Below are 12,477 nucleotides of genomic sequence, written 5' to 3'. Positions count from 1 at the left end.
TGAGAAGCCAAGTCTAAGACATTCTGGGTAATATCGCTGGCCTCGCAAGATTGCCATTAATATTGGGTTATGAGTCATTTGCCACCCCCCTCTTTTGAAGCAAAAGTCTGCTCACCAGAACAGCTTGCTGCTCGCCTGGAAAATCTTCCTAGACCATTGGTATTTACTAATGGAGTCTTCGATATCCTGCACCGTGGCCATGCCAGCTATTTGGCCCAGGCCCGCGCCTTGGGGGCTAGCTTGGTCGTGGGTGTGAATTCTGATGCCTCAGTGAAAATGTTGGGTAAAGGCGACGACAGGCCTATTAATTCAGAGGCTGATCGCCAGGCATTATTGGCTGCATTGGAAAGCGTGGATATGACGATGTTGTTTACTGAACAAACACCAGTCAATTTGATTGAAAAAATTCGTCCTGATATTTACGTCAAGGGTGGTGATTACGATATCGATACTTTGGCAGAAACCCATCTGGTAAAAAGTTGGGGTGGTAAAGCAGTTGCGATCCCTTTCCTATACGAGCGCTCAACTACAAGCTTATTGGGTAAGATCCGCTCTTAAAGGTTTTGCAGTAACCACGCCCAAATACCTCGAAGTACTAATCCTTCGGTTACTTCCACGGCCCGCTTGATTGGTAAATTATTTTTTGTAATTTCTTGCGCTAGGACCTTGGCATTACCGCCATCAAGCCAAATTTTTTCGATGGGAAAATTTAACTCTTTTGCATGTTGTATGCCATACAGAATTGCACCAATTTGCGCTGCATCGCAACCTCCAATGATTGCGTCGTTAGTGGAGAGTCCAAACCCATGATGTTCTGCGCGTGTAGCCAAGCCTAGCTGCGCAGTATTGTTTGCCAAACTTTCTTGCATTAATCCAAGACCAGGCAAAATCCATCCACCGTAATGTACGCCGTTAGAACCGAGTAAATCAATGGTAGTAGCAGTACCGGTATTCACAAGCAAGGTGTTTTTATTCGATAAGACGCGTGCCCCAATCAGCGCGGCCCAGCGGTCAGCGCCGAGCTTTCTGGGATCTTGATACAGGCTACGCATCCCAGCATAAGCGCTATCCCCTTTGAGCTGCCTCCAATCCAAATCACTCCATTGCGGAAATAGTGATTTGAGATTGGCCATGGCTGCTTGGCCAGCAACGCAGGCAAAACCAATAGCTGTAGGTTTCGGTAAGGTTTTAGCAATATAGTCAGCCAACTCAGCTCGATGTTCTGCTGATTGCAAAGACTTGCTACTAATGGAGCCCGAGTATGCCCACAATTTTTTTTGTTGAGCGCTAGGATTTTGTGTTGACTCCACAGCCGCCCACTTCAGGCGCGTATTACCAACATCAAAAAATAAATAAAGGCTCATGATTGAATCCGCAAAGAAACATCACCCGCATGAATGGCGATGATTTTTTTTTCTTGTTGCAATAGTAATGCCCCTGTCTCATCCACACCTTTTGCAATGCCATAAATAGCCTCTTTACCAGCGCCCGAAATGTACACGGCCTGATCTCGATAAGCATCCCAGCTCATCCAACGTTCTTTGTAGAACTTAAATCCATGCAGGTCAAATTCTGCAAGACTATGTTCGAGTGAGGCGATTAGTTTGAGCCAGAGATATTCTGTATCAGGAAGTAATTTTGTCAGCTGAGCAAGTGAGCCCACTTTCAGTCCAGTATCTAGATTTGCTTCAATTGTTTCTGGATTGCGCAAGTTAATACCAACCCCAATAACCATCCAAGTAAGATCACCCGATTTTGCTTGGCCGCCTTCAATAAGGATGCCGCCGAGTTTATGCTTGTTCAGCAATAAGTCATTGGGCCATTTCAGTTGCAGGCCGGCCTGTTGAAGCTCTTCCTCGCTCAGGTTGCAAGCTTGTGCAATACCGTCTATCACTGCAAGACCAACCAATAAACTCAGTCCGCTGAGTTCGGCCGGAGTTCTTTTAAATGGAAATGCGAGAGAGAAGCATAGTGAGTCCTCGGGGTTGGCTAGCCATGCTCGGCCTGCCCGGCCCTTGCCCGCAGTTTGTTTGTGGGCAATCCGAGCCACTGGATCAATGAGTTCCCCTGCACGCCAGCGACTCATAAGATCATCATTGGTGGATTTAGTCTCAGTAACGCGCTCAAGTATGCAATTTGCAGTCATTCCGCCATTGTAGAAAGGTCTGGCCTAGAATTGTGGGATGGATCAAAAAGATCAACGACCTCGGAAGCTGGTATGGCCACTACAGGCTATGCCCTTAGCGAGGGCTATGAGCTTAAGCTACGCGCTTTTGATCATCTACGTAAGCCTGAACCCCTTTGACTTTGATTTTCAGAATGGGATCTTTGCTTGGGCATGGTTGGATGCTCCTTTGCCTCGTTTTATGACTTTATTTGATGTATCGGTCAATATCTTGGCTTACATTCCATTCGGATTTTTGGTGATGTTTGCTGCCTATCCCCGTTGGCGTAACTACGTAGCTCTTGGAATTGCCCTTAGCTTGAGTGCTGGCCTGGCGCTAGGTGTAGAAACTTTGCAGTCTTGGCTGCCTACTCGCATACCGAGTCAGATGGACTGGTGGGCCAATCTATTAGGAGGGCTGTTAGGTGGCTTATTAGCGATTCCGCTAGGACCACAATGGCTTTCTGGAAGCGCAATTCGTCGGCGCTTTGATCAATGGTTTGGCCTTAATTGGGCAGCATGTGCCCTGTTCTTATTATTTCCCTGGTCACAAATTTATCCACAAAGCTCTTGGCTTGGCACGGGCGTATGGGGGCATGCCATCTTTGGCTCCGTTGATTGGGGTACTGTGGTGATTAATCAGGTCATTCAAGAGGCGGCAATTACCTCGCTAAGCTGGCTTGGAGTGGCCTTGTTGCTCTCTCTGGGTTTGCGCACCAAAGCCCCCCAGTGGCGCATTCTCAATGGACTGCTTGGCCTAACAGTGATGGTAAAGACTTTATTTACCGCCCTTCAATTTGGCACTGAGTTTAGTTTGATCTGGTTTACCGCTGGAGCTCTATGGGGAATGGTACTGGGCAGCATCTTATTAAGATGGACCTTAAGGCTCAAGCAAATGACTAAGTTTTGGTTAGCTTTGATTTGCTTGCTGGGAACCACAATAGCGGTCAATGTTTTGCCAGACAATCCATATTTCATTCTGACGCTCAGACACTGGTATCAAGGACGCCTATTGCACTTTAATGAGTTGATGCAATGGGTTTCCGTAGTATGGTTACCTTTGGCGCTGATTTGGATGGTTCGAAGTGCCGTTGAATTTAAACCGAAACATTGATGAATATAATTTTTCTATGAGTTTTTCACACCACCTATTTTTTTGTCTCAATCAGCGCGCCAATGGTGAGGATTGTTGTGATCAGCACAATGCTTTTGCCTTATTTGACTACGCCAAGAAAAGAGTGAAAGAGCTTGGTCTTGCGGGCCCAGGGAAAATACGCGTGAATAAGGCGGGTTGCCTAGATCGCTGTGCTGACGGTCCTGTCATGGTCGTCTACCCAGACGGCGTCTGGTACACCATGGTTGATGTGGATGATGTTGAAGAAATCATCCAGTCTCATTTAATCGCAGGGCGTCCAGTAGAGCGCTTGCAATTAGTCTAGCCATTACAGAGAGTTGAAAGTTTTTTATGAATAGCCGTACAAAAGTAATTCAGATTGAAGGCATTGTTGGATCAATGGAAATGTCTATTGATCTGCCGGATGAATTAAAAAATGATCCTGCATTTGCCGTTCGTGGCTTAGCCCTTGTTGCACATCCCCATCCATTGATGGGTGGAACGATGGATAACAAGGTAGCGCAAACCATGGCACGTGCTTTTAACCAGTTGGGTTACGTGAGCGTGCGCCCAAACTTTCGTGGTGTAGGCGGAACCGAAGGCGTTCATGACGATGGCGTTGGTGAGTTAGAGGACTTGCTTCATGTAACCGATTGGATGCGAACACCATCAAGCTGGAGTCAATTTGTAGCAACTGCGAATCAATCCTGGATAGGAGGGGCGAATACTCTGCCGCTAGTAGTTTCAGGTTTTTCTTTTGGAAGCTTTGTTGGTAGTCACTTAGTGCAAAGGCTTTCAGAATTAGGCCGTCCAGCTGAGCGCCTGGTAATGGTGGGTAGCGCCGCAGGCAAATGGACTCTGGCGCCAGTACCCGCGGATACGATTTTGATTCATGGGGAGTTGGATGAAACCATTCCTTTGATTGATGTTTTAGATTGGGCGCGTCCGCAAGAGTTGACTGTGCAAGTAGTGCCTGGCGCAGATCACTTTTTCCATCGCCGCTTGCATTGCATTCGCAACATCATTACTGGCGCGTGGTTGGGCATGCCAGATCATCGTAAGTAATTAGAAATAGAAAGACAATATGGCCGAAGAAAAATCATTAATCGAGTACCCATCCTTATTTCCCATCAAGGTCATGGGTAAAGCAAACCCAGAATATCTTCCAGCGATAGTGCATATTGCCAAACAATTTGATCCTACGTTTGATGAGAGTAAAGTTGAGCAGCGCCCTTCTAAGGATGGAAATTACCTCGGCATTACTTTGCCAATTACTGCGACTAGTCGTGAACAGTTAGATGAGCTGTACAGAACCTTGTCTACCCATCCATTGGTTAGTGTTGTTCTGTAATTAATTCATGGCAGCTTTAGTAAAACAATTGGGTTTAGCAGATTACGCCTCTACGTATGAGGCGATGAAACTCTTTACTAAAGAGCGCACTAACGAAACGCCCGATGAAATTTGGGTCCTAGAGCATCCTCCTGTTTTCACTTTAGGTTTGGCGGGTGATGCGGGTAACTTGCATTCACCCAGCAATCAAATTCCACTCGTGCAAGTAGATCGGGGTGGAGAGATCACCTATCACGGGCCAGGCCAAATCGTGGTTTATCTTTTGCTAGATCTAAAGCGTTTGGGGATTTTCGTAAAAGAATTGGTCTCTCGTATAGAGCAAGCGCTGATAGATACGCTCGCAGATTTTGGGATTAAGGCTGAAAGGCATCAGGGGGCTCCAGGAATTTACGTCTCTCAGCAGCCAGGAGTACCCTCAGAATGGATTGGCGCTAAGGTGGCGGCCTTGGGCCTCAAAGTCTCCAAAAGCTGCTCCTATCATGGTCTAGCCCTGAATGTCGCTACCGATTTAGAGGCCTTTCAGCGTATCCACCCCTGTGGGTATGAGGGTTTAAAGACAGTCGACATGCAAACTCTTGGGATCAAGGACAATGTAGACACTATTAGCCAAAGGCTTTTGCAGCATTTACAAAAGCAACTGATGCCATCATGACCACAAATAAGCCTGACACCAAGACACCCATCGAGGCGCGCCAAGACCTCAATTACGACGCATCACGTAAACAAAAATCGAGCGAGAAGACTGCGCGCATTCCGATCAAAATCATTCCTTTAACAGAGGTATTGAAAAAGCCTGATTGGATTCGGGTGAAGGCGGCCTCAAATAACTCCCGCTTTTCTGAAATCAAAAAGATTTTGCGCGAGAACGAGTTGGTAACCGTTTGCGAAGAAGCCAGCTGTCCCAATATTGGTGAATGCTTTGGTAAAGGAACTGCTACATTCATGATTATGGGTGACAAGTGCACGCGTCGCTGCCCTTTCTGTGACGTAGGCCATGGCAGACCAGATCCTCTTGATACAAAAGAGCCTGCTAATTTAGCGCGTACTATTGCTGCGCTCAAACTGAACTATGTGGTGATTACGAGCGTAGATCGTGATGATCTGCGTGATGGCGGTGCAATGCACTATGTTGATTGCATTTCTCAATCACGTGAACTCTCCCCGAATACTCGTATTGAAGTATTGGTCCCAGATTTTCGTGGCCGCCTAGATAAAGCGTTAGATATTTTTTCTGAGCATGCACCTAGTGGTTTGCCTGATGTGATGAATCACAACCTCGAAACAGTGCCTCGTTTATACAAACAGGCTAGACCGGGTGCAGATTACTTGCATTCGTTGAAGCTCTTGAAAGACTTTAAAGAGCGTTTCCCACATGTCCCTACTAAAAGCGGTTTGATGGTTGGCCTTGGTGAAACAGATGAAGAAATCTTAGAAGTGATGCGCGATATGCGTGAGCACAATATCGACATGCTCACTATTGGTCAGTATCTGGCCCCGTCAGGACATCATCTACCTGTTACGCGTTACGTTCATCCCGACGTCTTTAAGATGTTTGAGGAAAAGGCGTATGAAATGGGCTTCTCTCATGCGGCTGTAGGCGCTATGGTGCGCTCAAGCTATCACGCAGATCAACAGGCGCACGGAGCTGGGGTTGTTTAGACGGGTTTCTAAGGCCGCCACCGTACTAGCGGCTTTCATTTTTCTCATTGCATGTAGTCCTAAATTAGATTGGCGTACAGTCCAAGCGCCGCAAGAAAGATATACCGCTTTATTTCCTGGCAAGCCAGATAAATTAGAGCGCCGCATTCATTATCTTGATCAAGAACTCTTACAGACACTTGAGGCGGTAAAAATTGATGATGATATTTACTCGGTTAGCACTATCCAGTTGCCGGCCAATCAAAGTGCCTCACTAAGTAAGTTACTTTCGCAATTACAGGCTAACTTAATTGACAGGGCAAAAGCATCTGGTGGCGTTGTCACTGTTGAGGATGCTTTTTATAAAATAGCAGACCGACAGCGTTTGCCGATCAAAGATTATTTTCTGGATTTGAAATCCAGCGGTAAATCACAGCAACTCATGCGCGTTCGTTGGATCAATCGAGCTGCGTCGAATGGTGATATCTGGGTTTATCAAATATCAGTGCTGCATATGAATGCAGGCACGGAGAATGCAAAAACTTTGTTGTCTAAAGAAGAGTATGAAAACTTCTTTAGTGATTTTTCTCCAGAGTAGTCTGAAGAGAAGATCATTTAATTATTGTTTTTCTAGTGCAGCAACTTTAGCTTCAAGCGCTTCTAGCTTTTCACGTGTCTTGGCGAGCACTTTAGTTTGTAGCTCAAACTCTTCGCGTGTAACCAAGTCCATTTTCTGAAATCCTTGGTTCATCATGGCGCGTACATTCTTTTCAATTTCTTGAGCTGGCGAATTGCGGATCGCATCACCAACTTTGTTCTGCATATCGTTAGCGATACGTTGGATTTGTTCGAGGATTTCGCCTGGTTTTTGCATGATGAGAGATCGCAGTTCTATTGAGAGTTGCAGAAAAGATACACATTCGTATTTTAAGTTGTATGCGTAAAACTGCCCAAAAAGGGGTTAAAACCCGATAAATGCCCCATATTCACCTTTGAGGTGCATTATTTAGCACCAAAAAAGGGCATTTGCCTTATTTGGGGGATTTGTGGCAAAGCTATGAACCCCTGGGGATTCAATATCACCCCATGCAATAAGCATTCAACCCATTTTTTATTACAACCAGTAAGGAGTAGTTCATGAAAACTTTGCAAAAGACAGCAATCTCTGCAGCAGCAGTAGCTTTGTTGGCAGGTCTTTCGACTGTAGCATTCGCGGCTGATGAGCCAGCGGCACCAGAGGTAAGCCCAGTTACAGCTAACGTTACCGTAACAAATAACTACATCTATCGTGGTTTGACACAATCAAACTACAAACCAGCTATTCAAGGCGGTTTTGATTACGCTCATGAGAGTGGTCTCTACATTGGTAACTGGAACTCATCTATTAGCTGGGTATCTGATTACCAAATTGCTAAAAGCGCTCCAATTGAAATGGACTTCTACGGAGGCTTTAAGAAGGAGTTAATTGCTGAAGGCTTTGCTTCCGACTTCGGTATTTTGCAGTACTACTACCCAACCAACGGAATTAGTACCGCTGGCGGTTTTGTGAATCCTAATACGACTGAACTTTATGTAGCTCAAAATGCAACATTTGGCCCCGTTACTGGTTTCTTAAAGTTTTCATACTCATTGAGTAATACTTTTGGAACCAATAACAGTACTGGATCGAACTATACCGATTTAACTGCAAATTATGACACTGGTTTTTATGGCATTACTGTAAACGCTCACGCTGGTTACCAGAAAATTGCAGGTCAATATTACAGCGCCGGTCAAGCATCAGCTAGTTATGCCGACTGGAAGTTGGGCCTGACCAAAGACTTTGGCGGCGGCTTATCAGCATCTGCTGCTTACGTTGGAACAAACGTTAAGCAAGGTAGCGGTGCTTTTGCAGGTGTCTACGCTTATGCAGTTCCAGGTGGCAGAACTCAAGGTGGCAATACTGGCTTGATTTCCTTAACTAAAACTTTCTAATTTCCACTCTGAACGGAGAAACACATGAAATTAATTACCGCAATCATCAAGCCCTTCAAGCTTGACGAAGTGCGCGAAGCTCTCTCGGAAGTGGGAGTTTCGGGCATTACCGTCACTGAAGTTAAAGGCTTTGGTCGTCAAAAAGGTCACACTGAGTTGTATCGCGGTGCTGAGTATGTTGTCGACTTTTTACCTAAAGTAAAAATTGAAGCTGCTGTTGAAGATGGCATCTTGGAGCGTGCGATTGAAGCAATTGAAAAATCAGCACGTACTGGCAAGATTGGTGATGGCAAGATTTTTGTCTCACCAGTTGAGCACGTCATTCGTATTCGTACCGGTGAAACCGGCGCGTCAGCACTTTAAAGAGAGGTTCAAAATGTTAACTTGGATGAAACGACTCGTTGCTGGTGGTGCTATGGCCTTGGCTATTGGCGCTACTGGTGTAATGGTTACTTCGCCAGCGCATGCTGATGAAGTAAAAAAACCAGCTGTAACAGCTCCTGCTGCTACTCCTGCTGCTGCAGAACCTGCTCCTGTTCTTTGCTCTGAAAAGTGCAATAAAGGTGACACTGCTTGGATGATGGTTTGTACAGCACTAGTGCTGTTGATGACACTTCCTGGCTTGGCGTTGTTCTACGGCGGCTTAACACGTAGCAAGAACATCTTGTCTATCTGCATGCAATGTTTCATGGTCTTCTCTTTGATTTCAGTGCTATGGGCGATTTATGGCTATAGTTTTGCATTCACGGAAGGCGGGGCATTCATCGGTGGATTAGATCGTCTCTTCTTGGGCGGCATGAATCCAGACTCAGTAGCGGCAACCTTTAGTAAGGGTGTTGTGATTCCTGAGTATGTATTTATGGCTTTCCAAGCGGTGTTCGCAACAATCACTTGCTGCTTGATCATTGGTTCTTTTGCTGAACGCGCTAAGTTTTCTGCAATCTTAGTGTTTATGGTGATTTGGTTTACTTTCAGCTACTTACCAATCGCTCACATGGTTTGGTTCTGGCCTGGTCCAGATGACATCAAAGATGCTGCATCACTCGAAGCAATTACTGCTCGTGCTGGTTGGTTGTGGCAAAAAGGTGTTCTCGACTTTGCTGGCGGAACTGTTGTGCATATCAATGCTGCGATCGCTGGTTTGGTTGGCTCCTTTGTTATCGGCAAGCGTTTGGGCTACGGCAAAGAAGCAATGAAGCCACATAACTTAGTTTATGTAATGGCTGGCGCTGCTCTCTTATGGTTCGGCTGGTTTGGTTTCAATGCCGGTTCAGCTCTTGAAGCAAACGGTAGTGCTGCCTTGGCATTCGTGAATACTTATTTAGCTACTGCTGCTGCTGTATTGGGTTGGTCAGTTGCTGAGTGGGTTCTCAAAGGTAAGCCATCAATGTTAGGTGCTGCATCTGGTTGCGTAGCTGGTTTGGTTGCAATTACTCCTGCGGCTGGATTTGCTGGCCCAATGGGTTCAATCATCATTGGCTTAGTTGCTGGTGTAGTTTGCCTCTGGGGTGTTACTGGTCTCAAGAAGATTTTGGGCTCAGACGACAGCTTAGACGTATTTGGTGTTCACGGCGTAGGCGGTATTACTGGTGCATTGTTGACCGGTGTATTTGCTGACCCAGCATTAGGCGGATCTGGTATTTGGGATTATGTGGCTAACGCTGTTGCTCCTGATTACTCAATTGCTAGCCAATTGTGGATCCAGGCTCAAGGCGTGATTACCACTGTAATTTGGTCTGGCGTAGTTTCTTTCGTAGCCTTCAAATTGATCGATATCGTGATTGGTTTGCGCGTTAAGGAAGAAGAAGAGCGCGAAGGCTTGGATATCAGCTCACACGGTGAGACTGCTTACGAGTCTTAATCAGTAGATTTACCCCTCACTGGGTGGCCCTGGTTGGCTGCCTAGTTTTAAGCGCGGGATCCTCGGATCCCGCGTCTTTCTTTTAATAATCTTACAATGGTGGAATGGTTCCACATCTCATTACTGCACTCACCGGCCCTTTGCTCGAATTAGAGTCAAAGGTTCTAGAAGCGACCCCAACCATTGAGCGTTGGTTCAGGCTGGAGTGGCAAGAACATACCCCGCCTTTCTACTGTTCTGTCGATTTACGCAATTCTGGTTTTAAGTTAGCTCCAGTTGACACCAATCTTTTCCCTGGAGGGTTTAATAACCTTTCACCACAGATGTTGCCGCTTGCTGTTCAAGCTGCCATGGCTGCCATTGAGAAGATTTGTCCTGAGGCTAAAAACTTATTGCTGATACCAGAACGACATACACGCAATACTTTCTATTTGCAGAATATTGCGCGCTTGTCTTCGATTTTGCGTCAAGCTGGATTGAATGTTCGACTAGGTACCTTCTCCGAAGAAATTAAAAAGCCAACCTGGATTGACTTGCCTGATGGCAATCGCTTGTTGATGGAGCCGCTTTCTCGATTGGGTCTCAAGAAGCAACGCTTAGGCCTAAAAGATTTTGATCCTTGCTCGATCCTATTAAATAACGACTTATCCGCAGGCATCCCTCCGATTTTGGAAAATATCTATGAGCAGTACTTGCTGCCAGGCTTGCACGCTGGTTGGCATGTGCGTCGTAAATCTAATCACTTTGCCGCATATGAAGAGGTGGCAAAGAAATTTGCCAAAGTAGTGGATATCGATCCATGGATGATTAATCCTTACTTTACTAGTTGCTCCAATATTAATTTCCACGAGCGTAAGGGTGAAGACGAACTTCAAACTGCTGTAGAGCAAGTTTTAAAAAAGACCGCTAAGAAGTATCGTGAATACGGTATTAAAGAGAAGCCTTATGTTGTCGTAAAAGCTGATGCCGGTACTTACGGCATGGGCGTGATGGTAGTGAATGATCCCTCGCAGTTAAAGGGCTTGAATCGTAAAGACCGCAATAAGATGAGTGTGGTCAAGGAAGGTCTTGAAGTCAGTGATGTACTGATTCAGGAGGGTGTTTATACCTTTGAGAAGGTCAATGAAGCGGTTGCTGAACCGGTGGTGTACATGATCGATCGTTATGTCATTGGCGGCTTCTATCGCGTTCATACTGACCGTGGACCAGATGAGAACCTGAATGCTCCAGGTATGCATTTTGTGCCTCTAGCCTTCGAGCAAAACTCGATGCCTGATCTCGGAGCTAAGCCGGGTAGTGCCGCTCCAAATCGCTTCTATCTATATGGTGTGGTTGCTCGCTTAGCGCTGCTTGCTGCATCATTGGAGCTAGAGCGAACTGATCCCAATGCTGAAGCCGCATAAATAAATCACTAATCTCTCAATAGAAATAATGAACCTTCTTTTTATTGCAGATCCCCTTGAATCTTTTAAGATTCAAAAAGATTCCACACTCGCAATGATGCGAGCAGCGCAAGAGGCAGGCCACCATTTGTGGTTTTGTCAAAGTCGCAATGTGTTGTGGAGAGATGATTTCGTAGTGGCTGATTGCCAATCTTTAGTGATTAAGCCCAGCTCCACTCACTGGTTTGAGTTAGGTGATATTGAGTCTCGAACACTCAAGTCTTTTTCTGCTGTGCTTATGCGCACAGATCCTCCTTTTGATATTGAATATCTCAATACCACTTGGTTGTTATCGGCCGCAGCACGTCAGGGCGCGAAAGTATTTAATGAGCCAAGCGCTGTTCGAGATCATTCAGAAAAACTATCCATCACAGAGTTTCCAGAGCTGATTCCGCCTACCTTAGTCACGCGTGAATTAGCTGCAGTAGAGCTTTTTCATCAAGAACATCGCGATATCGTGATTAAACCGTTAGACGGCATGGGCGGCATGGGTGTATTTAGAGTTGGGGCTGATGGCCTTAACCTTGCGAGCATTGTAGAAACCCTTGGTGAGAATGGCGCAAGAACCCTGATGGTTCAACGCTTTCTTCCAGAAATTGCCCAGGGTGATAAACGGGTACTTTTAATTGGTGGAGAGGTGGTGCCATTTGCGCTAGCCCGCATTCCGCAGGGTAGCGAAATTCGGGGTAATTTGGCTGCCGGCGGCAAAGGCGTAGCGATGCCTTTAACCGAGACTGAAAAAAGGATTGCTGAAAAATTAGCACCTGTTTTAAATCAGCGTGGATTATTCTTAGTTGGGCTGGATTTAATTGGTGGTTATCTCACTGAAATTAATGTGACGAGCCCTACTTGTTTTGTAGAAATTACTGACCAAAGCAACTTTAATGTTGCGCAATTTTGGTTAGCAGCGCTAGAGAAAGCATTGGCATAAAT

At 45.8% G+C, this 12,477-nt stretch carries 16 protein-coding genes; 13 read left to right on the top strand and 3 right to left on the bottom strand.

Going from position 1 to position 12,477, the window contains the following annotated elements; translation table 11 throughout:
- The first annotated feature begins 69 nt into the window (after positions 1-69).
- On the top strand, positions 70-558 hold the full coding sequence (rfaE2, locus tag ICE90_RS00700; protein ID WP_215321118.1) for a D-glycero-beta-D-manno-heptose 1-phosphate adenylyltransferase: 489 nt from the start codon (positions 70-72) through the stop codon (positions 556-558).
- Here rfaE2 and ICE90_RS00695 read toward each other — a convergent pair.
- Entirely contained in the window at positions 555-1,364 is an 810-nt protein-coding gene (locus tag ICE90_RS00695) for a type III pantothenate kinase (RefSeq protein ID WP_215321117.1), read from the bottom strand. The two genes, rfaE2 and ICE90_RS00695, sit on opposite strands and share 4 nt — an antisense overlap.
- Positions 1,361-2,146 carry a biotin--[acetyl-CoA-carboxylase] ligase gene (locus tag ICE90_RS00690; RefSeq protein WP_215321116.1) on the bottom strand — a complete coding sequence of 262 codons (786 nt, stop codon included), beginning with the start codon at positions 2,144-2,146 and terminating at the stop codon, positions 1,361-1,363. The genes ICE90_RS00695 and ICE90_RS00690 overlap by 4 nt, the downstream gene beginning before the upstream one ends.
- Before the next feature lie 106 nt (positions 2,147-2,252).
- On the opposite strand from ICE90_RS00690, the gene ICE90_RS00685 reads away from it, so the two are divergent.
- Genes ICE90_RS00685 through ICE90_RS00655 form a run of 7 tightly spaced genes read left to right on the top strand, consistent with a single transcriptional unit; the run spans position 2,253 to position 6,865 of the window.
- Positions 2,253-3,278, top strand: a complete 1,026-nt coding sequence (locus ICE90_RS00685) for a VanZ family protein (protein WP_255533258.1) — start codon at positions 2,253-2,255, stop codon at positions 3,276-3,278.
- Between the two features lie 16 nt (positions 3,279-3,294).
- Positions 3,295-3,603 carry a ferredoxin gene (locus tag ICE90_RS00680; RefSeq protein ID WP_215321114.1) on the top strand — a complete coding sequence of 103 codons (309 nt, stop codon included), beginning with the start codon at positions 3,295-3,297 and terminating at the stop codon, positions 3,601-3,603.
- A gap of 26 nt (positions 3,604-3,629) precedes the next feature.
- The gene (locus ICE90_RS00675; RefSeq protein ID WP_216190611.1) at positions 3,630-4,343 is read left to right on the top strand and encodes an alpha/beta hydrolase; all 714 of its coding nucleotides are present in this window, start codon (positions 3,630-3,632) and stop codon (positions 4,341-4,343) included.
- A 19-nt stretch (positions 4,344-4,362) separates the two neighbouring features.
- Entirely contained in the window at positions 4,363-4,629 is a 267-nt protein-coding gene (locus ICE90_RS00670) for a DUF493 family protein (RefSeq protein ID WP_072582654.1), read from the top strand.
- A gap of 7 nt (positions 4,630-4,636) precedes the next feature.
- Complete coding sequence (gene lipB / locus ICE90_RS00665; protein ID WP_215321112.1) at positions 4,637-5,281, top strand: lipoyl(octanoyl) transferase LipB; 645 nt, start codon at positions 4,637-4,639, stop codon at positions 5,279-5,281.
- Positions 5,278-6,288: a lipoyl synthase gene (gene lipA / locus ICE90_RS00660; protein ID WP_216190610.1), complete on the top strand. Its 1,011-nt coding sequence runs from the start codon at positions 5,278-5,280 to the stop codon at positions 6,286-6,288. Before lipB ends, lipA begins: the two co-directional genes overlap by 4 nt.
- Positions 6,281-6,865 carry a hypothetical protein gene (locus ICE90_RS00655; RefSeq protein ID WP_216863814.1) on the top strand — a complete coding sequence of 195 codons (585 nt, stop codon included), beginning with the start codon at positions 6,281-6,283 and terminating at the stop codon, positions 6,863-6,865. The genes lipA and ICE90_RS00655 overlap by 8 nt, the downstream gene beginning before the upstream one ends.
- A gap of 21 nt (positions 6,866-6,886) precedes the next feature.
- On the opposite strand, the gene ICE90_RS00650 is transcribed toward ICE90_RS00655, so the two are convergent.
- The gene (locus tag ICE90_RS00650) at positions 6,887-7,141 is read right to left on the bottom strand and encodes an accessory factor UbiK family protein (protein ID WP_215321110.1); all 255 of its coding nucleotides are present in this window, start codon (positions 7,139-7,141) and stop codon (positions 6,887-6,889) included.
- A gap of 263 nt (positions 7,142-7,404) precedes the next feature.
- On the opposite strand from ICE90_RS00650, the gene ICE90_RS00645 reads away from it, so the two are divergent.
- From ICE90_RS00645 to gshB, 5 genes are all read left to right on the top strand, one after another.
- Positions 7,405-8,241: a TorF family putative porin gene (locus tag ICE90_RS00645; protein WP_216190609.1), complete on the top strand. Its 837-nt coding sequence runs from the start codon at positions 7,405-7,407 to the stop codon at positions 8,239-8,241.
- 24 nt (positions 8,242-8,265) lie between these two features.
- Positions 8,266-8,604: a P-II family nitrogen regulator gene (locus ICE90_RS00640; protein ID WP_011903792.1), complete on the top strand. Its 339-nt coding sequence runs from the start codon at positions 8,266-8,268 to the stop codon at positions 8,602-8,604.
- A gap of 13 nt (positions 8,605-8,617) precedes the next feature.
- Entirely contained in the window at positions 8,618-10,102 is a 1,485-nt protein-coding gene (locus ICE90_RS00635) for an ammonium transporter (protein ID WP_215321108.1), read from the top strand.
- A gap of 104 nt (positions 10,103-10,206) precedes the next feature.
- Complete coding sequence (gene gshA, locus ICE90_RS00630; RefSeq protein WP_215321107.1) at positions 10,207-11,505, top strand: glutamate--cysteine ligase; 1,299 nt, start codon at positions 10,207-10,209, stop codon at positions 11,503-11,505.
- A 28-nt stretch (positions 11,506-11,533) separates the two neighbouring features.
- On the top strand, positions 11,534-12,475 hold the full coding sequence (gshB, locus tag ICE90_RS00625) for a glutathione synthase (RefSeq protein WP_216155366.1): 942 nt from the start codon (positions 11,534-11,536) through the stop codon (positions 12,473-12,475).
- The last annotated feature ends 2 nt before the right edge of the window (positions 12,476-12,477 follow it).

It is taken from the genome of Polynucleobacter sp. AP-RePozz3-80-G7 (assembly GCF_018882145.1).
GTDB lineage: Bacteria > Pseudomonadota > Gammaproteobacteria > Burkholderiales > Burkholderiaceae > Polynucleobacter.
This window is presented reverse-complemented; position numbering and strand designations above follow the sequence as displayed.

What these genes read in the sequence shown, in the direction of transcription:
- rfaE2 (WP_215321118.1), top strand. Translation starts at nt 70, where the DNA reads ATGAGTCATTTGCCACCCCCCTCTTTTGAAGCAAAAGTCTGCTCACCA.
- ICE90_RS00695 (WP_215321117.1), bottom strand. Translation starts at nt 1,364, where the DNA reads ATGAGCCTTTATTTATTTTTTGATGTTGGTAATACGCGCCTGAAGTGG.
- ICE90_RS00690 (WP_215321116.1), bottom strand. Translation starts at nt 2,146, where the DNA reads ATGACTGCAAATTGCATACTTGAGCGCGTTACTGAGACTAAATCCACC.
- ICE90_RS00685 (WP_255533258.1), top strand. Translation starts at nt 2,253, where the DNA reads ATGAGCTTAAGCTACGCGCTTTTGATCATCTACGTAAGCCTGAACCCC.
- ICE90_RS00680 (WP_215321114.1), top strand. Translation starts at nt 3,295, where the DNA reads ATGAGTTTTTCACACCACCTATTTTTTTGTCTCAATCAGCGCGCCAAT.
- ICE90_RS00675 (WP_216190611.1), top strand. Translation starts at nt 3,630, where the DNA reads ATGAATAGCCGTACAAAAGTAATTCAGATTGAAGGCATTGTTGGATCA.
- ICE90_RS00670 (WP_072582654.1), top strand. Translation starts at nt 4,363, where the DNA reads ATGGCCGAAGAAAAATCATTAATCGAGTACCCATCCTTATTTCCCATC.
- lipB (WP_215321112.1), top strand. Translation starts at nt 4,637, where the DNA reads ATGGCAGCTTTAGTAAAACAATTGGGTTTAGCAGATTACGCCTCTACG.
- lipA (WP_216190610.1), top strand. Translation starts at nt 5,278, where the DNA reads ATGACCACAAATAAGCCTGACACCAAGACACCCATCGAGGCGCGCCAA.
- ICE90_RS00650 (WP_215321110.1), bottom strand. Translation starts at nt 7,141, where the DNA reads ATGCAAAAACCAGGCGAAATCCTCGAACAAATCCAACGTATCGCTAAC.
- ICE90_RS00645 (WP_216190609.1), top strand. Translation starts at nt 7,405, where the DNA reads ATGAAAACTTTGCAAAAGACAGCAATCTCTGCAGCAGCAGTAGCTTTG.
- ICE90_RS00640 (WP_011903792.1), top strand. Translation starts at nt 8,266, where the DNA reads ATGAAATTAATTACCGCAATCATCAAGCCCTTCAAGCTTGACGAAGTG.
- ICE90_RS00635 (WP_215321108.1), top strand. Translation starts at nt 8,618, where the DNA reads ATGTTAACTTGGATGAAACGACTCGTTGCTGGTGGTGCTATGGCCTTG.
- gshA (WP_215321107.1), top strand. Translation starts at nt 10,207, where the DNA reads ATGGTTCCACATCTCATTACTGCACTCACCGGCCCTTTGCTCGAATTA.
- gshB (WP_216155366.1), top strand. Translation starts at nt 11,534, where the DNA reads ATGAACCTTCTTTTTATTGCAGATCCCCTTGAATCTTTTAAGATTCAA.